This is a genomic window from Tsukamurella paurometabola DSM 20162 (genome assembly GCF_000092225.1).
Classification (GTDB): domain Bacteria; phylum Actinomycetota; class Actinomycetes; order Mycobacteriales; family Mycobacteriaceae; genus Tsukamurella; species Tsukamurella paurometabola.
The window spans coordinates 4030905-4054603 of the sequence record NC_014158.1 but is presented as its reverse complement, the minus strand read 5'-3'; the positions used below and the strand labels follow the sequence as shown (position 1 = coordinate 4054603).

Annotated in this window: 18 protein-coding genes; 7 read left to right on the top strand and 11 right to left on the bottom strand. The window is 69.8% G+C overall.

Annotation, left to right across the window (positions count from 1 at the left end; all coding sequences use genetic code 11):
* Positions 1–52 precede the first annotated feature (52 nt).
* Both TPAU_RS19655 and TPAU_RS19650 read right to left on the bottom strand, forming a co-directional pair.
* Positions 53–727 (bottom strand): Crp/Fnr family transcriptional regulator, encoded by a 675-nt coding sequence (locus TPAU_RS19655; protein ID WP_013128499.1) that lies wholly within the window; start codon positions 725–727, stop codon positions 53–55.
* A gap of 160 nt (positions 728–887) precedes the next feature.
* Positions 888–1109 (bottom strand): hypothetical protein, encoded by a 222-nt coding sequence (locus TPAU_RS19650; protein ID WP_013128498.1) that lies wholly within the window; start codon positions 1107–1109, stop codon positions 888–890.
* Positions 1110–1184: 75 nt separating this feature from the next.
* Here TPAU_RS19650 and nth point away from each other — a divergent pair, with 75 nt between their 5' ends.
* The 4 genes from nth to TPAU_RS19630 are packed head-to-tail and all read left to right on the top strand — an operon-like array spanning position 1185 to position 4532.
* Positions 1185–1955 carry an endonuclease III gene (gene nth / locus TPAU_RS19645; protein ID WP_013128497.1) on the top strand — a complete coding sequence of 257 codons (771 nt, stop codon included), beginning with the start codon at positions 1185–1187 and terminating at the stop codon, positions 1953–1955.
* Complete coding sequence (locus tag TPAU_RS19640; RefSeq protein ID WP_013128496.1) at positions 1952–2629, top strand: TlpA family protein disulfide reductase; 678 nt, start codon at positions 1952–1954, stop codon at positions 2627–2629. Before nth ends, TPAU_RS19640 begins: the two co-directional genes overlap by 4 nt.
* The gene (locus TPAU_RS19635; RefSeq protein WP_013128495.1) at positions 2626–3330 is read left to right on the top strand and encodes an NUDIX hydrolase; all 705 of its coding nucleotides are present in this window, start codon (positions 2626–2628) and stop codon (positions 3328–3330) included. The genes TPAU_RS19640 and TPAU_RS19635 overlap by 4 nt, the downstream gene beginning before the upstream one ends.
* The gene (locus TPAU_RS19630) at positions 3327–4532 is read left to right on the top strand and encodes a MarP family serine protease (protein ID WP_013128494.1); all 1206 of its coding nucleotides are present in this window, start codon (positions 3327–3329) and stop codon (positions 4530–4532) included. Before TPAU_RS19635 ends, TPAU_RS19630 begins: the two co-directional genes overlap by 4 nt.
* A gap of 33 nt (positions 4533–4565) precedes the next feature.
* On the opposite strand, the gene TPAU_RS19625 is transcribed toward TPAU_RS19630, so the two are convergent.
* The 3 genes from TPAU_RS19625 to nhaA are packed head-to-tail and all read right to left on the bottom strand — an operon-like array spanning position 4566 to position 7321.
* Positions 4566–5534 (bottom strand): alpha/beta fold hydrolase, encoded by a 969-nt coding sequence (locus tag TPAU_RS19625; protein ID WP_013128493.1) that lies wholly within the window; start codon positions 5532–5534, stop codon positions 4566–4568.
* A gap of 12 nt (positions 5535–5546) precedes the next feature.
* Complete coding sequence (locus tag TPAU_RS19620; protein WP_013128492.1) at positions 5547–6062, bottom strand: phage holin family protein; 516 nt, start codon at positions 6060–6062, stop codon at positions 5547–5549.
* Between the two features lie 50 nt (positions 6063–6112).
* Complete coding sequence (nhaA, locus tag TPAU_RS19615) at positions 6113–7321, bottom strand: Na+/H+ antiporter NhaA (RefSeq protein ID WP_013128491.1); 1209 nt, start codon at positions 7319–7321, stop codon at positions 6113–6115.
* Between the two features lie 62 nt (positions 7322–7383).
* On the opposite strand from nhaA, the gene TPAU_RS19610 reads away from it, so the two are divergent.
* A complete protein-coding gene (locus tag TPAU_RS19610) occupies positions 7384–8703 on the top strand; it encodes an MFS transporter (protein ID WP_049825903.1) in 1320 nt (439 codons plus the stop codon).
* A 50-nt stretch (positions 8704–8753) separates the two neighbouring features.
* Here TPAU_RS19610 and TPAU_RS22070 read toward each other — a convergent pair whose 3' ends face one another.
* A complete protein-coding gene (locus TPAU_RS22070) occupies positions 8754–15902 on the bottom strand; it encodes a hypothetical protein (RefSeq protein WP_013128489.1) in 7149 nt (2382 codons plus the stop codon).
* A 221-nt stretch (positions 15903–16123) separates the two neighbouring features.
* Positions 16124–16696 (bottom strand): G/U mismatch-specific DNA glycosylase, encoded by a 573-nt coding sequence (gene mug, locus TPAU_RS19585; RefSeq protein WP_013128488.1) that lies wholly within the window; start codon positions 16694–16696, stop codon positions 16124–16126.
* A gap of 44 nt (positions 16697–16740) precedes the next feature.
* On the opposite strand from mug, the gene TPAU_RS19580 reads away from it, so the two are divergent.
* Positions 16741–17265: a nuclear transport factor 2 family protein gene (locus TPAU_RS19580; protein WP_013128487.1), complete on the top strand. Its 525-nt coding sequence runs from the start codon at positions 16741–16743 to the stop codon at positions 17263–17265.
* Here the strand turns inward: TPAU_RS19580 and TPAU_RS19575 are convergent.
* Genes TPAU_RS19575 through acs form a run of 4 tightly spaced genes read right to left on the bottom strand, consistent with a single transcriptional unit; the run spans position 17238 to position 21865 of the window.
* Positions 17238–18194 (bottom strand): ABC transporter ATP-binding protein, encoded by a 957-nt coding sequence (locus TPAU_RS19575; protein WP_013128486.1) that lies wholly within the window; start codon positions 18192–18194, stop codon positions 17238–17240. The genes TPAU_RS19580 and TPAU_RS19575 overlap by 28 nt on opposite strands.
* A complete protein-coding gene (locus TPAU_RS19570; protein ID WP_013128485.1) occupies positions 18191–19036 on the bottom strand; it encodes an ABC transporter permease in 846 nt (281 codons plus the stop codon). The genes TPAU_RS19575 and TPAU_RS19570 overlap by 4 nt, the downstream gene beginning before the upstream one ends.
* Complete coding sequence (locus TPAU_RS19565) at positions 19029–19883, bottom strand: ABC transporter permease (protein ID WP_013128484.1); 855 nt, start codon at positions 19881–19883, stop codon at positions 19029–19031. Before TPAU_RS19565 ends, TPAU_RS19570 begins: the two co-directional genes overlap by 8 nt.
* A gap of 35 nt (positions 19884–19918) precedes the next feature.
* On the bottom strand, positions 19919–21865 hold the full coding sequence (acs, locus tag TPAU_RS19560; protein WP_013128483.1) for an acetate--CoA ligase: 1947 nt from the start codon (positions 21863–21865) through the stop codon (positions 19919–19921).
* A gap of 200 nt (positions 21866–22065) precedes the next feature.
* Here acs and TPAU_RS19555 point away from each other — a divergent pair, with 200 nt between their 5' ends.
* The gene (locus tag TPAU_RS19555) at positions 22066–23697 is read left to right on the top strand and encodes a peptide ABC transporter substrate-binding protein (RefSeq protein ID WP_013128482.1); all 1632 of its coding nucleotides are present in this window, start codon (positions 22066–22068) and stop codon (positions 23695–23697) included.
* Positions 23698–23699 lie beyond the last annotated feature (2 nt).

Sequence of the window (23699 nt, the reverse complement as noted above, 5' to 3'; positions counted from 1 at the left end):
CACCGAACGAGGGATGGGGCAGGGTCTCCGCGCCCCATCCCGATCGTCGGACCTACCGAGCGCGACGTGCCAGGCGCTCGGAGTCCGTGATCACCACGGACTTGCCTTCGAGGCGCAACCAGCCGCGGTGGGCGAAGTCGGCCAGGGCCTTGTTCACGGTCTCGCGGGAGGCGCCGACCAGCTGGGCGATCTCCTCCTGCGTGAGATCGTGCGTCACGCGCAGCGCGCCGTTCTCGTGCGTACCGAACCGCTGCGCCAGCTGCAGCAGCTGCTTGGCGACACGTCCGGGCACGTCGGTGAAGATGAGGTCGGCCAAGTTGTTGTTGGTACGCCGCAGGCGGCGGGCCAGCACCCGCAGCAGCTGCTCGGCGATCTCCGGCCGGTCACGGATCCAGGCGCGCAGCGCCTCGCGGTCCATCGTCATCGCGCGGACCTCGGTGATCGTGGTCGCGCTCGACGTCCGGGGGCCGGGATCGAAGATCGACATCTCGCCGAACATGTCCGACGGTCCCATCACCGACAGCAGGTTCTCGCGGCCGTCGGGCGAGCGGCGGCCGAGCTTCACCTTGCCCGACAGGATGATGTACAGCCGGTCGCCGGGCTCGCCCTCACTGAAGATCACATGGCCACGGGGGTAATCCACCTCGTGCAGATCCTTGGTGAGCGCCTCGATAGCGCTCGGCTCGACACCCTGAAAAATGCCGGCCCGCGCCAGGACCTCTTCCACGGGGTACCTCTTCCTCATTCGACCTGATGCTCGCTGACGTGTTCGCCGCGAATCCGATTGCTGTGTGAGTTTATGCACCGATCCGCCCTGATGTGGGAGATCGCACACATGACCTAGTGCACCTTACCCGTTCGCCGGGCGAAGGGCACGACGACGGGGGTCAGCTGGCCTGTCGCTCCGCGCCACCATCCAGGTCGAGACTGTCGACGGCCTTCGGAAGCCCGATCGTGGCGAGGGTCTCGACATCGGGGACGTCGGGGGTGTCGTCGACGACGGCGACCGGTGCCGATGACTCCGCAGTGACTCGCGCCTGGATGCGTTCCATCGCGAGAGCGAAGAGCATCAGCACCACCGGAAAGAGCAGCCCGAGCAATCCTTGCATGTCGGTCAGTAAACACAGCGAAGGTCTCGATAAGGCCACGAAACCGATACGGCGCCGTCGTTAAGATGGTGAACCATGCCCCAGGAGCCCGAGTCCCACCTCGCGCTGGTGCGTCGGGCCCGGCGGATGAATCGGACCCTGGCGACCGCGTTTCCGCACGTCTACTGCGAGCTGGACTTCACCAACCCGCTCGAACTCTCCGTCGCGACGATCCTCTCGGCGCAGTGCACCGACGTCCGGGTGAATCAAGTCACACCGGCCCTGTTCGACCGGTATCGCAGCGCCGCCGACTACGCCGGCGCCGAACGCGCCGAACTCGAGGAGTACATCCGCTCCACGGGCTTCTACCGCAACAAGGCCACATCGATCATGGGCCTCGGCCAGGCCCTGGTGGACCGCTTCGACGGCGAGGTGCCGCGCCGGATGAAGGATTTGGTGACGCTCCCCGGTTTCGGCCGTAAGACCGCGAACGTGGTCCTCGGCAACGCCTTCGACGTGCCGGGCATCACCGTGGACACCCACTTCAGCCGGCTGGTGCACCGCTGGGAGTGGACGCAGGAGAACGATCCGGTGAAGATCGAGCACGCCGTCGGCGAGCTGATCCCGCGCAAGGAGTGGACCCTGCTCAGTCACCGCGTGATCTTCCACGGACGCCGCGTCTGCCATGCCCGCAAGCCCGCGTGCGGGGTGTGTGTCCTGGCCAAGGACTGCCCGGCGTACGGCACCGGCCCCGTCGATCCGGCGGAGGCCGCCGATCTCGTCAAAGGCCCCGAGCGCGAGCACCTGTTGGAGATCGCGCCACCCCCGCCGCGCCGCCGCCGCGCCGCGTCCGGGGGCATCCGATGACCGACCGCGAACCCGCGCCGCTGTTGCCGGGGGAGAAGCCGAGCCGCGTCTCCGGCACCACCCGCTGGGTGATCGTCTGTGCGGTGATCGTGGTGGCGCTCGTCGTCGCGATCTGGCCCCGCAGCGGCGGCTCCGGCCCCGCCCCCGAGCCGACCGGCGCACCGTCGGCGAGCGTGAGCCCCGGCGAGTTGCGGGCCGCCCGCGACCGGGCAGCACTCGCCCCCTGCCCGACCGGTGGCGTCCCACGCGGTCCGCTCGCCGGGCTACGGCTGGACTGTCTCGCCGACGGTCGCACGCTGGACGCGGGCGCCTTCCCGGACGGGCTGCCGGTGCTCGTCAACGTGTGGGCCTGGTGGTGCGCACCGTGCCGTGTCGAGCTTCCCGCACTGGCCGAGGTGGCCCGCCGCGGCGCGGACAAGCTGACGGTGCTCACCGTGCACGCCGATCCCAACGCCGCGGCGGCCCTCGACCTCCTGACCGAACTGAAGCTCACGCTGCCCACCGTCGAGGACCCGCAATCGAAGGTCGCGACCATGCTCGGCGCCCCGCGTGTGTACCCCGCAACCATCCTGTTACGTGCCGATGGCAGTGTGGCCAAGGTGCACGCGCGCCCCTTCACCTCCGTCGACGATGTGACCGCCGCGGTCCGCGACGACCTCGGGGTGGTCCTGTGACGGCCCCTGCCTGGCTGATGCCGCTGCTCGGAAACCTCGATGACATCGGCGACGAGCTGCAGCGCCGCGGTGGCGCCGTCGCCGCCCTGCAGCGCGTGCGCAATCCGCGCCGCGCCGCCGTCCTGATCCTGTTCGACGGTGACCGAACCGCCGCGACCCTGCCCGACGACGCCACGGTCCTGTTGCAGCAGCGGGCCTCGGCGCTGCGGCAGCACTCGGGCCAGGTGGCCTTCCCCGGCGGCGCCCGCGATCCCGAGGACGCCGACGATGTGGCCGTCGCTCTCCGCGAGGCCTGGGAGGAGACCGGGCTCGATCCCTCGTCGGTGGACGTGCTGGCCGTGCTCGACCCGATCGAGGTGCCGGTCTCGGGATTCCTCGTGGTCCCGGTGATCGGCTTCGCGGCGCGCCCCTCGGCGGTGCACGTGGTGGACGAAGGCGAGACCGCGCTGGTCCGGAAGGTACCGCTGGCCGAACTCACCGATCCCGCGAACCGGTTCATGGTGCGCAAATCCTTCTACAAGGGCCCCGGTTTCGCCGCGGGGCCGATGCTGGTGTGGGGATTCACCGGCGGCCTGATGAACGCGCTGATCGCCGCCGCCGGCTGGGAACGCCCGTGGAACTCCCACGATGTGCGGCCCCTCACCGACGAAGTGCGGGCCGCAGCCCTGCGCGCACAGGCCTGGCAGGAAGAGGTGCGATGAGCGGGTCGGCATGGGTGGACGCCCTGGTCGTGCTGTTGGTGATCATCGCCGCGGTCTCCGGTTACCGGCAGGGCGCCGCCGCCTCGGTGCTGGCGTTCGTCGGCGTGGCCTTGGGCGCGACCGCGGGCGTGCTGCTCGCACCGCACGTCCTCGGCTCGGTCGAGGACCAGCGCGCCCGGTTGCTGCTGGGGCTGGGACTGCTCGCCGCGCTGGTGATCCTCGGTGAACTCTCCGGAATGGTGTTGGGCCGCATGGTCCGCAGCTCTATCCGGGGCTCCTCGGCACGGGCCATCGACTCCGGTGTCGGTGCCGTCGCCCAGATGGGCGCGGTGCTGCTCGCGGCGTGGCTGGTGGCGATCCCGCTGACCTCGGCGGCGGCGCCCGCGGTGTCGCGGGCGGTGAACGGCTCGTCGGTGCTGTCCGGCGTCAACACGTTCGCGCAGAACGTGGGCCTGGGCGATCTGCCGCAGAAGGTCGCGGCCATCGTCGACGATTCGGGCCTACCGCAGGCCATGGGCCCGTTCGTGCGCACCCCGATCGTCAACGTCGGTCCGCCCGACCGTGTCGACTTCACCGATCCGGCGGTGCAGCGGGTCCGCACGGCCGTGGTCCGGATCGACGGCCAGGCGCCGTCGTGCGGTCGCGCCCTCGAGGGCACCGGTTTCGTGGCACTGCGCGAGCGCATCATCACCAACGCGCACGTCGTGGCCGGCACCCGCAACGTGCAGGTCACGGTCGACGGCACCAAGAAATACGCGGCCCAGGTCACCTACTACGACCCGCAGACCGACGTCGCGGTGCTCGCGGTTCCCGGCCTCCGGGTGAACCCGCTGCGGATCGTGTTCAACGGCGCCAAGCCCGACGATTCCGGGTTCGTGCTGGGATACCCGGGAGGCGGTCCGCTGACCCTGTCCTCCACTCGGGTCCGGAGTCACCAGACGTTGGAGGGCTTCAACATCTACCGCGATGCGCAGGTCCGGCGTGATGTCTACCTGCTGCGCGGGCAGGTGCGGCCGGGCAACTCCGGCGGCCCGATGCTCGACCGGGACGGCAATGTGGTCGGCGTGATCTTCGGCATGGCCACCGACGATCCGGATACCGCGTTCGCGTTGAGCGCCAAGCAGGTCGAGCCGGCGCTGGAGGCGGCGAAGGCCCCGGCCGGGGCGTCGGTCTCGACGGGCGCCTGCACCGTCAGCCGCTGATGCCCGGAGAGTCTCGCGGTGCGGGGCGAGTGATCAGCTGAGCAGGCGTGGGCCGGGTAGCCCGGCGAGGAAGTCACGAAGCTGAGGTCCCACGGTGCCGGGTGCCTCCTCGTGCGCGTAATGGCCCGCGTTGTCGACGGTGCGCACCCGGTAGTCGCTGGCCCAGTCGTGGCTGGAGAACACGGGCTGGGGCAACACGTACGGGTCGCTCTCCCCGCGGAAGGCGAGGACGGGGATGTGCAGGCGCTGGTTCATCCGGCTCAGGAACCGGGTGCCGTCGGGGCGGAACTGGCTGCGCCAGGCCCACCGGGCGTATTCGAGCGCGCTGTGCGCGGTACCGGGGATGCGGATCGCGCTGCGGTAGCGGTCCACCGCGTCCACGTAGTCGGCGGTGCGCTGCCAGGTGGACCCACTGCGCGAGGAGATGAGCTGTGCGATCTCGGCACCGTCGTTGCGAGTGAGCCGATCCTCGGCGACTCGGGGGAGCTGCGCGAAGGTGATCGGCCCGAGCATCGCCGAGCGCTGCTCCTTGTTCCGCAGAGCGGACCGCTTGAGCGCGATCGGATGCGGCGACGAGACGAGCGCGATCGCGGAGACCACGCGCGGGTGCAGCGTGGCGGTCGACCAGCAACCGAGGCCGCCCTCCGCGTGCCCGACAAGGGCGGCGTTTGGGTGGCCGAGGGCGCGGATCAGGCCGCTGATATCGCCGGCCAGGGTCCAGCCGTCGTAACCCCGCGGAGGTTTGTCACTGTCCCCGTAGCCGCGCAGGTCGAGGGCGACGGCACGGTAGCCCGCCTCGTGCAGCACGGGCAATTGATGCCGCCAACTCCACCAGAATCCACCGAAGCCGTGCAGGAAGACCACCAGCGGGCGGTCGTGCAGCGGCTCCTCCGAGCCCTCGGGCCGGTACTGCACGGCGTGCAGCCGGATACCGTTGGCGCGGACGTCCACGTGCTCCCACGGGCCGGGGAAACGGACGCTCGACGGATCAGGGCTGGTCACCGCGGATCGAGATCAGCCCTGCGAGCGGGAAGAGGTGGTCGCACCCGCCGGCTGCTTCAGAGCGGTCGCCGGATCGATATCACCCTTGAGCAGCGACTGCGATTCCTTGAGCGACTCGATGGTCTTCTTCGGACCGCGGATGCGCCGCACCTGCAGGAACCCGATCACGGCCGCGACCACGGCGATGAACACCATCAGCAGGAAGACGATCCCGAACGAGGCCCAGGTGGGCAGCCAGATGTTGATCACGTAGGCGAGGAAGAAGAAGAAGAAGAACGACGAGTACAACAGCACCACGCCGGCCAGGATGAAGAAGACCGAACCGGTGACTCCCTTCTTCAGATCGGCGACCGTCTCCGCCTTGGCGAGCTCGACCTCGGCGCGAACCAGCGAGGACACCTGGGTGGTCGCATCGCGCACCAGGCTGCCGATCGTGGGATCGCCCGTGGACGTCACGTTCGGGTCGGTGAGGGGGATCGCCGACAGGGTCTGCGGCGTTCCGGTGGTGGGTGTGCTGTCCAAGCTCACGTCGTTCCTCTTTTTCCTCGCCTCGTCTTCTCGCCTTATCGTGCCAGAGGTCAGGTGTTCGTGTGTGCGCGACCACGCCGTAGCAGTAGCAGTGATCCGATGACCGAGGCGACGAGCGACGTCAGGAGCACGGCTGCCTTGGCGAGATCCGCCCCGTCGCCGAGGGACAGTTCGGCGACCAGCAGGCTGACCGTGAACCCGATGGCACCGAGCACGCTGAGCGCGAGGATGTCGCGCGGGAACAGGCCCTCCGGTCGTTCGGCTATGCGGAGTTTCACGGCGAGCGTGCTGGAGCCGAAGATGCCGATGATCTTGCCGAAGAACAGCCCGGCGATGATCGCGAGGGCGATCTTGTCGGTGAACAGTGCCCGGAAGACTTCGCCGTTGATCGCGACACCGGAGGCGAAGAACGCGAAGATCGGCACGCACACCAGCGCGGAGAAGGGCTGGATGCGGTGTTCGAGCCGCTCCGCGGGTGCCTCGAGTTCGCCCTTGTCGCGCCGGACCCGGGTGAGCAGGCCGAGCGCTACACCGGCGATGGTGGCGTGAACCCCGGACTGCAACATGGCGATCCACACCAGTGCCGCGAGCGGGATGTACAGCAGCGGGGTGGTGATCCGGCGGTGCTGTGCCAGCGCGTAGGCGGCGCAGCCGGCCACGGCGACGCCCAGCCACAGCAGGCTCAATCCGGTGGAGAACAGCACCGCGATCACCACGATCGCGATCAGATCGTCGACCACCGCCAGGCCCAGCAGGAAGACGCGGGCGCCTGAGGGAAGCCGGGATCCGGTGAGCGAGAGAATGCCCAGCGCGAACGCGATGTCGGTGGCGATCGGGATGGCCCAGGCGCTCGCGATCCGCGGATCGTCGTGGGCGACGGCGAAGGCGATCAGCGCCGGGACCACGACACCGCCGGTCGCGCAGATCACCGGCAGGGCCGCGCTGCGGAGCGTCGAGAGCTCGCCCACCACGAGTTCGCGTTTGAGTTCGAGCCCCGCGACGAAGAAGAAGATCGCGAGCAGGCCGTCCTTGGCCCACTCGGCGAGCGTCAGACGCAGGTGCAGAGGCTGTCCGAACAGGCTCAGTGAGTCTGTGCCCACATGGATCTCGCCGAGATGCTGGTATGCGTCGGCCCAGGGGGAGTTCGCCCAGACGAGTGCGACGAAGGCCGCCATCAGCAGGGCGGTTCCGCCCACGGTCTCGGTGCGCAGGAACCGCGATAGCGCGTTCGTCTGCGAGGAAGACGATGCGTCGCTCATCGGTCGAACGTACCGCAGGGTCGGTGGGTGACGGGGGTCACGGATTCAGTAATCTCTGCGCAATGAATCGCAGGCGAATCGTCGTCGCCTCCATGGTGGGCACCACCATCGAGTTCTTCGACTTCTACATCTACGCGACCGCGGCAGTGCTCGTGTTCCCCACCTTGTTCTTCCCGAAGGGGGACGACACCGCGGCACTGCTCGCCTCGTTCGCCACCTTCGGTCTGGCGTTTGTGGCGCGGCCTGTGGGGTCGATCCTGTTCGGCCACTTCGGTGATCGCGTGGGCCGCAAGGCCACCCTGGTGGGTTCGCTGCTCACCATGGGTATCGCGACCTTCCTCATCGGCGTGCTGCCCACCTTCGACCAGGTGGGCTACTGGGCGCCGGCGCTGCTGGCGCTGATGCGATTCGCACAGGGCCTGGGATTGGGCGGTGAGTGGTCGGGCGCCGCGCTGCTGGCGACCGAGACCGCCGCTCCGGGCAAGCGAGCGTGGGCCGCGATGTGGCCGCAGCTGGGTGCGCCGTTCGGGTTCTTCCTGGCCAACGGGACGTTCCTGGTGATCATGCAGGTGATGGACTTCGATTCGAAGACGTCCGCCTCCAATCACGCGTTCATGACCTGGGGTTGGCGCATCCCGTTCCTCGCCTCGGCCGTGATGGTGATCGTGGGACTGTACGTGCGGCTCAAGCTCACCGAGACCCCGGTCTTCGCCAAGGCCGTCGAGGACGGCAAGAAGGTGAAGGCCCCGCTGGGTGAGGTGCTGCGCACGGCATGGCGGCCGCTGATCATCGGCACGTTCGTCATGGTGGCCACGTACACGCTGTTCTACTTGGTGACCACGTGGATCGTGTCGTACGGCACCGGCAAGGTGGTCGACAAGTCGGGTGTGAAGCTGGGCATCTCGTACATCGACTTCTTGCAGATGCAGCTGGTCGCCGTGCTCTTCTTCGCCGCCTTCGTCGCGGTATCCGGGTACTTCGCCGACCGCGTCGGCCGACGGCTGGTGCTGATCGGCGCCACGCTGGCCATCATCGGTTTCGGCCTGTCGTTCAAGTGGATCCTGGATCCGTCGACCACCACGCAGGGGTCCATGCTGGCGGTGTTGATCGTGGGACTGACCCTGATGGGCATCACGTTCGGCCCGATGAGCGCGGTGCTCCCGGAGCTGTTCGCCACCAACGTCCGCTACACGGGCAGCGGTATCGCGTACAACTTCGCCTCGATCCTCGGTGCCGCCATCGCACCGTTCATCGCCACCTGGCTGGTCAGTGACTACGGCGTCGGTTGGGTCGGCGTGTATCTCGCGTTGGCCGGTGGCGCCACGCTGATCGCCCTGCTCGCGATGCACGAGACCCGCGACGTGGAGCTCGACAAGGTCTGACCGGTTGGTGGGTCGACGGTGCCGCCCGGCACCGTCGACCCACGTCGCCCTTACGCGGCGGAGTTCGACGCTCCGCTCGCGGAACCCGAGCTGCTCGAACCCGAACTGCTTGAACTGGATCCGCTCGAACCCGAGCTACTCGATCCTGAGCTGCTTGAACTGGATCCGCTCGAATTCGCCGAGCTCGTCTCCGAGGTGGACGAACCCGAGCTGGAGCTACCCGACTCCGAACTCGACGCGCCGCTCGATGCACTCGACCCCGAACCACTTGAGCCCGAACCGCTCGAACCCGAACCGCTCGACCCCGAGCCGCTCGATGAACCAGTTGGCGCCGAACCGCTCGAACTCGCGGCACCGGAGGACTTTTCGGCTGAATCGGCCGCTGCCGCTGCTGCCGCGGCGGCCTTCTCCGCTGCCGCCTTGTCCGCGGCGGACCGCTGAGCAGCCTCCCGGTCGACCGGTGTGCGAGCGGCTTCGGCTGCGGCACGATCCGCCGCAGCCTTCGCCTCCGCTGCTCGGTCGGCGGCCTCCTTCGCCGCCGCAGCACCGGCCTGTTGGTTCGACCCCGCCGATTCGGCGGCCTTGGCCGCAGCGGACTGATCGGCCTTGGCCTGGTCGACGGCCGCCTTCTCCCGCTCCGCGCGATCGGCCAGCGCCTTCTCTGCGGCCGCCTTCTCTGCGGCGACGCGTTCCGCGGCGGCCCGGTCGGCGACGGCGGTGTCGTTCGCGCGCTGCGCTGCGGTGGCCTGCGAGGTGGCCTCCTGCGCCGCGGCGGTACGGTCCGCGGCGGCCTGGTCGGCAGCGGCCTTGGCGGCGGTGGCGCGTTCGGCCGCTCGTGCGGCTTCTGCTGCTCGATCGGCTGCGCCGGCCTGCTGCGTGTCGGCGACCTGTTTGGCAGCGTCTGCCTGCGTCACCGCTGCGGCCTTGTCGGCGGCGGTCCGGTCGGCGGTCTCTTTCGCTGCCGCGGCCTTGTCCGCTGCTACCTGAGCAGCCTCTGCCGCGGCCCGGGCGGCGTTCGCGCGCTCCTGCGCCGCGGTGGCGGCGTCGGTGGCCTTCTGTTGCGCGGTGGCGGAGTCGGCGGCGGACTTGTCGGCCGCTGCCCGGGCCTGGGCGGAAGCATCCGCGGCGATCCGATCGGCGGCCGCCTTGGCCCGCGCCGCGGTGGCGGCGTCGGTGGCCTTCTGTTGCGCGGTGGCGGCATCGGCGGCGGAGCTCTCGGCCGTTGCCTGCGCCTGTGCGGAGGTGCCCGCGGCTGCCCTGTCCTTTGCTGCCTTGTCGGCTGCTGCGGCGGCGGCCGCTGTGGTATCGGCGGCCGTTGCATCGGCGGCGGCGCGTTCGGTGGCGGCCCGGTCGGCGGCGCGTGTGGCGGCGTCGGCGGATGCCCGATCGGCGCTGGCTCGCTCTGCTGCCGCGGTGGCGGTGGCCGCGGTGTCGGCGGCCGTCCTGTCGGCGGCGGCGCGTTCGGCGGTGACACGGTCCGCGGTCGCCTTCGCGGCGGTCGCTGCGTCGGTCGCCTTCTGCGCGGCGTCGGCGGCGGTCCGGTCAGCCGTTTCCATGGCACGCTGTGCCGCTGCGGCATCAGCGGCGGCCTTCTCCGCAGCGGTCTTCGCCGCGGTTGCCTTCTCGGCCGCATCCCTGGCAGCGGTGTTCCTGTCCGCAGCCGCGGTGGCCGCCTCCGCCGCGCGCTGTGCCGCGACGGTGGCATCGGCCGCTCGCTGATCGGCGGCGGATTGGGCGAGCGCAGCCTTATCCGCGGCGTCCCGGGTGGCACCGGCCTTCTCCGCAGCGGAGAGGGCCGAGGACTCCGCCCGCTGCTGCACTGCCCTGGCGTCCTCGCGTGCCTTGTCCGCGGCAGCCTTCGCCGACGCCGCCGTGGCCGCTGCCGCCGTGGCTGCGGCCGCGGTGTCGGACGCCTGCCTATCCGCGGTGGTCGCGGCGCCCGCCGCAGCGGCCGCGGCAGAGGCGGCTTCGCGGGCCTTTGCGGCGTCGGCTGCGGCCTTATCGGCCTCTGACATCGCATCGGCGGCGGCCTTCCTCGCCGCCGCGGCCCGGTCGCCCGCCGTCGCTGCCGCCTCAGCCTTCGAGGTAGCGTCCTGAGCTGCGGTGGCCTGCTCGGCGGCCGTCTTCTCGGCGGCCGCCTTGTCTGCGGCAGCCCTCTCGGCGGCCGCCGTACTCGCCTGCGTGGCGGCGGCAGCGGCCTTCGCCGCCGTGCGCGCGCCGTCGTCTGCGGCGGCCTGGTCCGTGACCGCCTTCTGGGCGGCGGACGTATTGACGGCGACTCGCTCGCCGGCGGCTTTCGCCGCAGCATCCGCATCGCGCTGCGCGGTGGTGGCATCGGCCTGAGCCTGATCAGCGGCTGTCTTGTCGGCGGCGGCCTGATCGGCGGCCTTCGCGGCGGCAGTCGCCGCATCCGCCGCCGCCGTGGCGGCCTTCGCGGCTGCGTCCTTCGTGGCCACGGCATCGGTGGCGGCCTTCTCCGCCGCGGCCTGAGCCGCAGCCGCGGTGTCGGCGGAGGCCTTGTCGGTGGCGGCCTTGTCCGCGGCCTGCTGCGCGATGTCGGCCTTCTCGGCTGCGGTCTTCCGCGCGGCCTCGGTCTCGGCGGCAGCACGCTGCGCGGCGGCGATCGCGGCGTTCGCGGCATCGGTGGCCTCCGTATCGGCGGTGCCCTTCTCCTGCGCGACCTTCGCGGCATCGGTGGCCTTCTGCTGCGCCGCAGCGGCATCGGTCGCCGCTGTATCAGCGGCGGCGCGAGCGGCGTCGGCGCTCGCCCGATCCTTGGCGGCCTGTTCGCGTGCGGTGCGCGCGGTGGCATCGGCCGTCTGTCGAGCGGCGGTCGCGTCAGCCGCCGTCTTATCGGCGGCTCTCTTATCTGCGGCGGCCGTGTCCGCCGCGGAGCGGGCCGCCGTGGCCTGCTCGGTCGCCGTGGTGAGGCTGTCGGACGCCTTCTTCTGGGCGGCGGCGGCATCGGTGGCCGCCTTATCGGCCGCGGTCTTCGCTGTCGCGGAGGCGGTCTGGGCTGCTCGGGCGGTGGTCTCCCTCTCGGCGGCTGCGGTCGCGGCGGCTGCGGTCGCGGTGGTGATCGCCTTGCGCTCCAACGCCACGGCATCGGCGGTGGCCTTGGCGGCAGCCGCCCTATCGGCGGCGGCCGTCGCCGCAGCAGCGGCGTCATTCGGATTCGCGGTGGCGAGCGCCGCGGACCTGTCGGCGGTGGCCTGAGCGGCGGTCGCCTTGTCCTTCGCCGCCTTCACGGTGGCGTCGTCATAGGTCACTGCTCCCACAGCAGCCGCAGAGCGATCTGCCGTGGCCTGCGTGGTCCTGGCGCGATCGGTCGCGGTGACCAGTGCGGTATCGGCGTTCTGCTTGGCGGTATTCGCCTCGGTGAGCGCGTTCTGCAAGGGCGTGTGGGCGGCCTCCGCAGTGGTGACGGCCTTCGCCGCGTCGGCCGACACCTGCGTGGCGCTGGTCAGCGCCGTCTGCGCTGTGCTCTGCCGGGCCCGTGCCGCGTCGAGAGTCCGCTGCGCGTCGGCGAGTACCCGTCGTTCCGCGGCCGCCGGGTCGCCGAAAAGCAGGCTGAGGATCACGGTGAGAACGCCGCCGTTCTTGGCTCGCACCGCATCCTCGGCTGCCTTCACCGCCCGCTGGGCGGCCGCGACGTCGTCGGCCGCGGACGTGGCGGCGGTCTGTGCCTGCCGCGCCGCAGTGGCGGCCGTCTTAGCGGTCGCTTGCGCCTGCTGCAATGTGGTCGCGGTCACCTGGGCGGCGCGCTCCGCGTCCTGCTGAGCCGTCGCCGAGTCGGCGGCGGCCTGGCTGGCGGTGGCGCGCTCCGTGGCCGCGGTCGCGGCGGCCTTATCAGCAGCGGCCTTATCGGCCGCTGATTTCGCCGCGACGTCGGCAGCGGTGCGCGTCGCGGTCGCCGCGGTCGCGCTGCGCTCCGCGGCCACGCGGGCATCGTCGGCCTTCGTGGCCGCCTTGTTCCGTTCTTCCGCCGTCGATGCCGCGGTCGCCGCCGCGGTCTGCGCCTCCCGCTGCCGCGCAGCGGCGGCATCGGCGTTCCGCTGCGCCGTAGCCTGCGCTGCAGCGGAACTCGTGGCCGCCTTCTCGGCAGTGGTGGCCGCGTCTGCCGCGGTGCGAGCAGCGGTCGCCTTCTCGGCGGCGTTCCGCTCGGCGTCGGCCTGCGCGGCATCCGCGGCGTCTTTGGCGGTGGTGGCTTCTGCTGCGGCGAGATTCGCGGCATTGGCCTTCTCCACTGCGAGTGTCTCGGCTGTCGCCTTCGCTGCCGCGGCGCGATCAGCTGCCGCGCGATCGCGATCCGCGGCGGCCTGGGCGGCAGCTGAATCGCGGGCCGTGGCGCGCGAACTCGCCGCCGTCTCGGCCGCGCTCTTCGAGGTCGCGCTCGTGTCCGCGACGCGGCGAGTCGCATCGGCCAGGGCCAGGTCGGCGCTGGACTTCGCCGCCGCCGAGGCATCGGAATCGGCCTTCTTCTGCGCAGCTACGGTCGCAGCCCGGTCGGCCGCAGCAGCCTTCTCTGCGCTCGTTCGTGCCGCAGTCGCGGCAGCGGCATCGGCGGAGTCTTTGTCCGCCTGCGCCTTCCGCAGGTTCGCTTGCGCGGTGACGGTGCTGTCGGCCGCGGCTTTGGCCGCCGCTGCCTTCTCCGTGGCGACGGCGGAGGTTTCGGCGGCTCGTGTTCGAGCGGCCTCCGCGCCGGCGGCGGACTGAGCGGCTGCGGCCTTGTCCGCAGCCGCCTTCTCATCGGCTGCCCTCTTCGCATCCGCCGCGGCCTGTGCGGCCTTGTCGGATGCAGCGGCCGACTGCTCTGCGGTGCTCTGCAATGCGGCGGCGCGGTCGGCCGCGGCCTTCGCGGCCGCCGCCGTATCGGCTGCGGTCTGAGCGGCGGCGGCCTGCTCGTTGCGCGCGACGATGGCCGCGGCCTTATCCGTCGCCGCCCGCTCGGCGGCAGCGGAAGCCTGCTGCTGCGATGCGCGGGCGGCAGCGGCGTTATCGGCGGCGGTCGTCGCCGCGGTGATCGCGTCGGCGAGCTGCTGGTCCGCCACCACTTTCGCGTTGTCGGCGGCAGTCTTCGCTGCCTGCGCTTGCGTGGCAGCCACGGTGGCGGCGTTGGACTCCGTCGCCGCGGTCGCCGCCTGATCGGCCGCCGTCTTCGCCGCGGCGGTGGCCGCGGTCATCGCCTCGTCCGCGGCCTTCTTCTCAGTGGCCGCTTTGTCTGCGAGTGCCGTTGCGGCAGTGGCCCTTCCGGCCGCGCCCTTGGCAGCCGCAGCGGTATTCGCCGCGTCGGCGGTGGCGGCGGCGAGGGCGGCGGCCGCGGTGGCGCGGTCGGTGGCGGCCTTCTCCGCGGCCGACGTCGCGTCTGCGGCGCTCCGATCGGCGGCGCGCTGTGCTGCTTGTTTGTCGGCTACGTTCGCGGCGGCGTCGGTGGCGGCCTTCTCGGCGGTGGTCCGTGCGGCGGCGGACCGCTCGGCGGTGGTCGTGGCGTCTGCGGCGCTCCGGTCGGCGGCGCGCTGTGCTGCTTGTTTGTCGGCTGCGTTCGCGGCGGCGTCGGCGGCGGCCTTCTGGGCGGCGGTATGTGCGGCGGAGGACTTGTCGGCCTCCGCCCGATCGGTAGCGGCCTTGGCGGCGGCTGCCGTCGCGGCGTCGCGTGCGGTGGTCGCGGCGGTGGTCGCGCGGGCGGCGTCGGCGTCGGCGGTCTTCTGTGCCGCGGCGGAGTCGGCGGCAGTCTGTTCGTCGGTGGCGGCCTTCTGGCCGGCGGCCTGCGCTGCGGTGGCGGCGGTGGTGGCTGCCTTCGTGGCGTCTGCTGCAGCAGACGTGGCCGATGCCGCATCCCGGGCCGCGGCCTCGGCGGATGACGCGTCCCGCGCTGCCGTGGCGACGGCTGCCTGGCGTTCGGATTCGCGTTGGGCGGCGGCCTGGTCGGCAGTCGCCTTCTCAGCGGCCGCGTGCCGGGCGGCCGTGGCGGCATCGGCGGCCGCGCTGGTCGCCGAGGCCAATCGGTCGTCGGCGGCGCGCATGGTGTCGGCCGCAGAGCGCTGGGCGCGGTCGGCCGCGGTCTGGTTCGCGACGGCCTGTTCGGTGGCGCCGATGGCCTGCCGCTCCGCGTCCCGCGCCGCGGTGAGCCGCTCGGCCGCGGTCTTCGCCGCAGCCGCCTTCTCGGCGACCGCCTGTTCGGCAGCGGCGCGTTCGCCGGTCGCCGTCCGGGCCGCGGCGGCCGCCTGATCGGCGGCGGCGATGGCGGCGGCCACCCGGCTCGCCGCCTGTTTCACGGCCTCGGCGGTCGCGGACTGGGTGGTGCGGGCGGCCTCGAGTGCCCTCCGCGCGCGCTCGGCTTCGCGCGCGGCCCAATCCGCGGCGATACGGGCTCCGAGTGCATTCGCGCGGGCCTGCGCAGCCCAGTCGACGCCGGGGATACCCAGGGGGGAGCGGAGATCGAAATAGCCGCCGATGCCGATTCCGAATCCGATACCGGGCCCCAGGCCGATGCCCAGGCCGATGCCGGCGCCGAGGCGCAGGGCTCCGTCGGGGCCGTATCCGAAGCCTGCGCCGGCTCCGAACCCGATGCCATAGCCGGGTGCCAGGCCCAGGCTGATGCCGCTTCCGACGCCGTAGGGCAGCGCCGGGCCGAATCCCGGTGCCAGCCCGATGGTCAGCCCCGGAGTGAATCCGTATCCGGGTCCGAAACCGGCACCGAAACCGAGACCGGATCCGAACCCGAGGTTCGGGCCGAGCCCCGCACCGAGGCCGGCTCCTGCGCCGAAGCCGAGTCCGGGTCCGAATCCCATGCCGGCCCCGAGACCGAATCCCGGTCCCGACGGTGCGCCGATACCGACCCACGGTCCCATCCCGATCTGGCCGAAGTCGGGCGCATTACCGATCACGTACGAGCCGCCACTGTTGAAACCACCGACCGCGAACCCACAGCTGAGGTCGAGTGGGCTGCTGGCGGTCCGTACGCCGAGCCACACCAGTCGGGTGGGGTAACAGGGACCGGACCCTGCGGCCGCGGCGGCGGAGCCACCCACCGGGACGGCGACGGTGCCCGGGCCGGCCCACCCGGCGGTACCGGATGCGGCAGTCGCCTGCCAGGCCTTCGAGTCAGTAGTGTTCTGCGCTGAGGCGATACCGAGAGAGCCCGAGGTCATCAGGCCAACGACAGTGGTGGTGGCAGCAGCGGCGCGTGCGATCGACATGTGTTCAATTCCTTTTGGGCAGGGATGCACAATCGCGAGAGTGCATCGTCCCAAAAGTGTGATTGCAAATCCGGCATGAGAATGATGTTTTGCAATCACCTTCCCGAAGCTGTCACGTTGGGTTTGAAGCTTCATGTGGACGTGACGCACATCCGAACACAGGCGCTATTCACGTACGCGTAGAGGCGATTCGTTCGTTCGGCATAGAACGTTTTCGCAGGTCACAGCGAGGTGAGAACGCCCGCCGCCGCGGCGGCGGACCGGTACGCCGCCGCCAGGGTGTCGATCGTCTCGTGGGCGTTGAGGCCGCTGGGGTTCGGGAGTACCCATACCTGGGTACTCCCCAGGGGGTCCGGTTGCAGACCGACGGTTGCGCGTGGCGACCCGAATGCCGATCGGTACGCAGTGATGCCGAGCACGGCGAGTACGCGCGGCCGAATCCGTTCGACCCGAGATACCAGCGCCCGACCGCCGTCCTGCAGTTCCGTCGGGGTGAGCTCGCTGGCCTTCGCGGTGGCCCGCGGAGCGACATTGGTGATTCCCACGCCGGCCGCGATCAGGGCCTCGCGATCCGCCTCGCGCATGCCCATCGACGCATCGATGACGTGATCGGTGATGCCTGCCGCGTACAGGGCGGGGTAGAAGCGGTTGCCGGGCCGGGCGAAGTGGGCACCGGTGGCGGCCGTCCACAGTCCCGGATTGATTCCGGCGAACAGCAGCCGGCAGTCCGGACCGACCAGGTCGGGCACCGTCGTGCCCGCGTACGCCAGGAGTTGCTCGCGTGTGAATCCCACGGAACCTGCCTACGCGGTCCAGCCCGTGTAGTCCACTGGAATCCGTGACGCTCGATGACGTACTGGCTCGGCAGGAGATTCACGATGTCGTGCTGCGCTACTGCCGCGGTATCGACCGGCTCGACCTCGACGCGGTACGCGAGTGCTACCACCCGGGCGCCGTCGATCACCACACCGGGTTCACCGGTCCGGTCGAGGAGTACGTACCTTGGGTACGCGGCCAACTCGCATCACTCGGTGGCACGCACCATCAGATCGGCAATCATCTGTGTGAGCAGTTGCGGGATGTCGCCGCAGTCGAGACATATTGCACGGCAACGCATTGGTCCAGGCCGGGTGCGGACCTCCAGGTCCATCTGACGCTGGGGATGCGCTATGTGGACCGGTTCGAGCGCCGCGGTGGACGGTGGGCGATCGCGGAGCGCTGGGCCGTGACCGACTGGACGCGCTGGGAGAACGATCTGACGGGGCCCCTCGGCGTCCCCGAGGCGGGGCCGCCGCCTGGGCGCGAGGGCGACGATCCGGTCGACCTGCTGCGCGCTCACTTACTGGGGCGCGAGCGTTCGTAGAGCCGGCGCACCACGTCCTCGATATCGGGCTCGTCCACCGTCAGGTCGCGCACCGTCGCCGTCCGTGAGACCGCTGCCAGCACCTCGGGGAGCGGGCCGCGCAGTTCCAGTCGCTGGCGCAGGCCCCCGGCTTCGCTGGCGAGGTGCCGCGCACCGTCGACGTGCAGATCAGGCGTGGGACGGTTCAGGTCGAGCGCGAGCACCCGTGCGGCGCCGACGGTGCCGACCAGTCCGGGAAGGGTGCCGTCGTAGACCGTTCTGCCGTGATCCACCACCACGATCCGGTCGCAGAGTCGTTCCACGTCGCCCATATCGTGCGTGGTGAGCAGCAGGGTGAGGCCCCGTTCGGCCCGCTCGGCGATGAGGAACTCCCGCAGCCGTTGCTTGCTGAGCACGTCGAGGCCGATCGTCGGCTCGTCGAGGATCAGCAACTCGGGGGAGTGGAGGAGGGCCGCCGCGACCTCCGCGCGCATACGCTGTCCCAAGCTGAGCTGGCGCACGGGCTGATCGAGGAATTCGCCCAGTTCCAGTCGTTCGACGAGCCGGCCGGTCCGGGCTCGTGCCTCGTCGGGCGTGAGCCGGTGAATCGCGGCGAGGATGTCGAACGAGCGCGACGTCGGCAGGTCCCACCACAGTTGCGACCGTTGGCCGAAGACCACGCCCACCCGCCGGGCCACTTCGCGTCGCTGTGCCAAGGGATCGAGACCCACGGTGCGCACCGTTCCGGATGTGGGCACCAGGATCCCCATGAGCATCTTGATGGTGGTCGACTTGCCGGCTCCGTTGGCACCGATGTAGCCGACTGATTCGCCTGGCGCGAGAGTCAGATCCAGCCCGTCGACGGCGGTCGTCGACGTCCTCACCCGCCCGTTCCAGGCGCGGCGGACGAAGGTGCGCGTCAGGCCCCGTGTCTCGATGATGTTCGTCATCCGCCCGCTCCTCGGTAGTGTCGAAGTCCGGCCCGCCACGCGAACGCCGCAAGCAGCGCGGCCCACAGTGCCATCAACGGCAGCAGCCATGCCAGCCACGGCTGGAAGGCGCCCCGACCGGGCGATCCCAGCACCACGAGTGTGGGGAGATACCCGGTGAAGGACAGCGGCAGAACGAATCCCAGCGTCACCTTGACAGCGCCGGGCCATACCGACGCGGGCTGGGTCGAGGCGTAGTGCCCTCCGTAGACGAACGCGTTGGTGAACTCCGCGCCGTTGACCATGATGAACTGCAGGCCCGCGGCCATCACGAACAGGGAAGCGTAGATCACCGGACCGCAGACCATCGCGAGCACCAACATGCCGATGGTGTCGGGGCCCCAGTCGATCGGGTTGTGGGTGAGTGCATAGACCAAGGCGAACACGCTGACCAGCGGCCGGGTGAGCCGGTTGATCCGGATGTCGCTGGTCATGAGCTGTGCCAGGATCGGCTGCGGCCGAAGGTAGAAGACGTCCACGGTGCCTGTGCGGACGTAGCGGCTGAGCTTGTCGAGGTGCCCGAACAGGATGTCGGCGAGGCAGAAGGAACCGTCGGCCAGTGCGAACACCAGGAGAACAGCGGAGAAGGTGAGGCCGCCGATGATCGCGGCGTTGTGGAACAGGAGCCACACCTCGGCCAGCTCGACGAGTCCGAGGATCGCAGCGGTCACCAAGTCGAGCGCGAGGGATGGGCGATAGGACGCTTGAGCCTGGATCCGCGAGGCGAGCACAGCGCGGTACGGGGCGAACCTGCCCGGGCGGCGAGCGCCGGACGCGCGCCCGCGGCTCGACACCTCAGCCACCCTGGACCTCCAGCCGTCGTCGGCCGGCGGCCGTTAGTGCCGCCCCGATCGCGACGGCCGCCACGCACCACAGCGCCTGCGCCCCGACCGCCGAGGCGCCGGCTGCTACGTCGATCCGGCCCGACAGGATATCGCAGGGAGGCATCAGGACCGACGCGAACGGCGAGTACTCGGCGATCGCCGCGAGCCAGCCCGGGAACATCCCGATCGGGACGAACATGCCCATCAGGAAGCTCGCCACGATGACGTAGAACAGAACGATGCCGCGGGTCTCGACCACCCAGAAGCCGATGACCTCGACGGCGTACAACAGGGCGCGGGCGAGCACGATGGAGAGCAGGATGCTCAGTGCCCCGAGGGGATACGCGGCGGGCTCGCGGGCCCACGCCATCATCCCGGTCAGCAGACCGACCCCGACGAGCGGCAGCCAGCGCGGAATGAGGGAGTAGAGGGCGCCACCGATGCCGGTGGCGAGCGAGGCGAATTGCACGTTGAGCGGTCGCAGGAAGTCGACGGCGATATCGCCGCTACGAATCCGTTCCGGGAGCTCGCCATCGGTGCCGAAGGCTCCGACCGCGGTGAGCAGCCCCTGCGAGAGGAAGATGTAACTCACCATCAGGCCCGGGGTGTATCCGCCCGCCACACCGCCGGCGCCGGCGACCGTCGCGAGCAGGACGCCCATCTTGAGAAAACCGAAGACGGTGTTCGTGAACAGCCCGGCGAGCGCCGCCGTGAGATAGGTCGACTGTTGCCGGAACCCCGCGACGACCAGGCGGACGTACGGGCGGAGAGCTGCGGGGAGGGCGGCACGCCCGGACACTGCGGCCGCGCGGGATGGCGACGACACAGTTGTCCGACGTTACCGCCCTCCCGCGGGTCGTGCTAGCTCTTTCGCTTCCGAATGTTCTCGAAGACGGTGGGATCGACCAGCGTGGACGTATCGCCCAGCTCGCGGCCCTCGGCCACATCGCGGAGGAGGCGGCGCATGATCTTGCCGGAGCGCGTCTTCGGCAGTTCGGGCACGATGTTGATCTCGCGCGGCTTGGCGATCGGGGAGATGTCCTTGGAGACCTGTGCCGTCATCTCGGTGATCAGCCTGTCGGGATCGGAGTCGTCCACGCCCTGGCGGAGGATGACGAACGCCGCGATCGCCTGGCCGGTGGTCGCATCGGATGCGCCCACGACGGCGGCCTCGGCGACGGCGGGGTGGCCGACGAGTGCCGATTCGACTTCGGCGGTGGAGATCCGGTGGCCCGAGATGTTCATGACGTCATCCACGCGGCCCAGCACCCAGAGGGCGCCGTCCTCGTCGTACCGCGCACCGTCGCCCGCGAAGTACCAGCCCTGATCGGCGTAGCGCGACCAGTAGGTGTCCACGAACCGTTCCGGATCGCCCCAGATACCGCGCAGCATCGCCGGCCACGGCTCGTCGAGTACGAGGAGGCCGGATTCGCCACGGGGCAGACTGTTTCCGTCGTCATCGACGATGTTGGCGCTGATGCCGGGGACCGGCTCCATCGCCGAACCGGGCTTGAGTGTGGTGGTACCCGGCAACGGGGCGACCATGGCGGCACCGGTCTCCGTCTGCCACCAGGTATCGACGATGGGTGCGGTGCCCGCACCGATCACCTCGCGGTACCAGCGCCACGCCTCGGGATTGATCGGCTCGCCCACCGAACCGAGTACGCGGATCGAACGGAGGTCGTGGGCATCGGGAATCTCCCTGCCCCACTTCATGAACGTGCGCACCAGGGTGGGGGCGATGTAGTAGATCGAGACGCCGTACTTCTCGATGATCTCGAAATGACGGTGTTCCGTCGGCGAGTTCGGGGTGCCCTCGTAGACGATCTGGGTGGCACCGTTCGCGAGCGGTCCGTACACGATGTAGGTGTGCCCGGTGACCCAACCGATATCGGCCGTGCACCAGTACACGTCCTTCTCGGGCTTGAGGTCGAAGAGGTAGTAGTGCGTGTACGCGGCCTGGGTGAGGTAGCCGCCGGAGCTGTGCACGATGCCCTTGGGCTTACCGGTGGTGCCGGAGGTGTACAGCAGGAACAGAGGGTGCTCGGCGTCGAACGCCTCGGGGGTGTGCTCCGGCGACGCGGCACCGACCGACTCGTGCCACCACACATCCCGGTCGTGCCAGTCGATGTCGTTCGTGCATCGCTGCACGACGATGACCTTCTCGACCGAGGTGGCTTTCGCACCGTCGACGTCCATGTCCAGGGCCTCGTCGACGTTCGCCTTGAGCGGTGCGGGCTTACCGCGACGGAACTGACCGTCGGTGGTGATCACGACCTTCGCCTGGGCATCATCGATGCGCGAGCGCAGGGCGCCCGCGGAGAAGCCGCCGAAGACCACGGAGTGCGTCAGGCCCAGGCGGGCACAGGCGAGCATCGCGACGATGGCCTCGGGGACCATCGGCATGTAGATCGCGATGCGGTCGCCCGCGTTCAGGCCCAGCGAGCTGAGGTAGTTGGCGGCGCGGCTGACCTCGGCCTGCAGGTCGGCGTAGGTGATATCGCGAGTATCGCCGGGTTCGCCGACCCAGTGGATGGCCACTCGATCGCCGTTGCCGGCAATCACGTGCCGATCGACACAGTTGTACGCCACGTTGAGTTTGCCGCCCACGAACCACTTCGCGAAGGGGGCACCCGACCAGTCCAGGACCTCGCCGAACGGGGTGTCCCAATCCAGCCGATTCGCCTGCTCGGCCCAGAATCCCAAGCGGTCTGCTTCGGCACGGTCGTACAATTCTCTGCCATGGGTATTGGCCTGAGCTGCGAAGTCTGCGGAGGGCGGGTACGCGGAGGTCGCGGAATCAGTCATGAGCCGATCGTAGTTTTCGGCTCGGGACGTGAGGAGGGGTTTACCCGAATTCGCGCTGCTACGGGCGGGGTTGCAGGGGGTTGCCGAGTCGTGCCGGACGGTCGCGCGACGACGGTGCCCGTTATCGGTTAGCAAGACAACACAGGAGGGGCGGCCTTAAAGTGCTCAGCACCGAAGACAGGCCAATTCAGGCGGAGGTAATGGTGAGAAGACGAAGTAGGTCGACGGCGACGCGGGCGATCCTCGCGATCGCGGTGGCCGCGAGCCTGGCGGTATCGGGCTGCAGCATGCAGGGGGCGCGTTCGCAGAACACGGTGGGCCCCGACGCGATCATCCGGGTGAACGGCGGCGAACCGCAGAACGGGTTGATCCCGTCGGACACCAGCGAGAACATGGGCGGCCGCGTGGTCGACTCCCTATTCACCGGTCTGTACAGCTACAAGGCCGACGGCACGCCCGAGTTGGCGAACGCCGAGTCGGTCGAGACCACCGACAACAAGCGCTTCCTGGTCAAGCTCAAGCGGGACTGGAAGTTCACCGACGGCACGCCGGTCAAGGCGGAGAACTACGTGCGTGCCTGGAACTTCGGTGCCGCAGTGGGCAATCTGCAGAAGCAGCAGAGCTTCTACGCTCCGATCGCGGGTTTCGACGAGGTGTCCGAGAAGGGTGCCACGAAGACCGAGATGCGCGGCCTGCAGGTGATCGACGACTACACCTTCTCGATCGAACTGGCGGCGCCGAACATCGACTTCAAGCTTGCGTTGGGGTTCACACCGTTCGTTCCGCTCCCCGATGTCTTCTTCACCGAGGGTAAGGAGAAGTTCGGCCAGAACCCGGTGGGCAACGGGCCGTACAAACTCAAGCAGTGGCGGCACAACGTGCAGCTCGAGGTGGTGCGGTACGAGGACTACAAGGGTCCGAAGCCGAAGAACGGCGGGCTCACCTTCATCATGTACGAGTCCTACGATCCCGCGTACATCGACCTCACGTCCGGGAATCTCGACGCGCTCGACAACATCCCGAACAGCGCGCTGCGCTCGTTCCAGAAGACGCTGGGCAAGAAGGCGATCATCAAGTCGACCGCGCAGACCCAGAACTTCGTGATCCCGCAGTTCCTGGAGCACTTCGGCAGCGACGAGGAGGGCCGCCTGCGCCGGCAGGCGATCTCCATGTCGTTCGACCGGCAGCAGATCATCGATGTGGTGTTCCAGGGCTTCCGGAATCCCGCGCTCGAGTTCACCGCTCGCTCGATCCCCGGGTGGGACGGAAACATCCCCGGCAATGGCAACGTCAAGTACAACCCGGAGCTGGCCAAGCAGCGCTGGGCGCAGGCGAACGCGATCAAGCCGTGGACCGGATCGTTCACCATCGCCTACAACTCCGACGGCGATCACAAGCAGTGGATCGATGCGGTGACCAACCAGATCAAGAACACGTTGGGCATCGATGCGGCGGGCAAGCCCTACGCGACGTTCAAGCAGATCCGCGATGAGCTCACCAAGAAGACGATCAAGTCCGCGGGGCGCAGCGGTTGGCAGGGCGACTACCCGACGCAGCTCAACTTCTTGGAGTCCAACTACCTCACTGGCGCTGGGTCGAATGACGGCGACTACAGCAATCCCGCGTTCGACGCCAAGATCGCCGAGGCGCAGCAGGCGCTCGACCCGGTGCAGTCGACCAGGCTCGTCAACGAGGCACAGGCGATCCTTCTCAACGACTTGCCCGTGGTCCCGCTGTGGGACTACAAGGCCGCGGCCGGCGTCGGCGACGGTGTCAAGGGTGATCTCACCTGGAACGGCCGCTTCGACTTCACCAACATCACGAAGGAGTAGCG

Bases quoted from the DNA above. Each gene is read 5' to 3' on its own strand.
- nth (WP_013128497.1), top strand. From the start codon at position 1,185: ATGCCCCAGGAGCCCGAGTCCCACCTCGCGCTGGTGCGTCGGGCCCGG.
- TPAU_RS19650 (WP_013128498.1), bottom strand. From the start codon at position 1,109: ATGCAAGGATTGCTCGGGCTGCTCTTTCCGGTGGTGCTGATGCTCTTC.
- nhaA (WP_013128491.1), bottom strand. From the start codon at position 7,321: ATGAGCGACGCATCGTCTTCCTCGCAGACGAACGCGCTATCGCGGTTC.
- TPAU_RS19610 (WP_049825903.1), top strand. From the start codon at position 7,384: ATGAATCGCAGGCGAATCGTCGTCGCCTCCATGGTGGGCACCACCATC.
- TPAU_RS19575 (WP_013128486.1), bottom strand. From the start codon at position 18,194: ATGACGAACATCATCGAGACACGGGGCCTGACGCGCACCTTCGTCCGC.
- TPAU_RS22070 (WP_013128489.1), bottom strand. From the start codon at position 15,902: ATGTCGATCGCACGCGCCGCTGCTGCCACCACCACTGTCGTTGGCCTG.
- TPAU_RS19640 (WP_013128496.1), top strand. From the start codon at position 1,952: ATGACCGACCGCGAACCCGCGCCGCTGTTGCCGGGGGAGAAGCCGAGC.
- TPAU_RS19630 (WP_013128494.1), top strand. From the start codon at position 3,327: ATGAGCGGGTCGGCATGGGTGGACGCCCTGGTCGTGCTGTTGGTGATC.
- acs (WP_013128483.1), bottom strand. From the start codon at position 21,865: ATGACTGATTCCGCGACCTCCGCGTACCCGCCCTCCGCAGACTTCGCA.
- TPAU_RS19555 (WP_013128482.1), top strand. From the start codon at position 22,066: ATGGTGAGAAGACGAAGTAGGTCGACGGCGACGCGGGCGATCCTCGCG.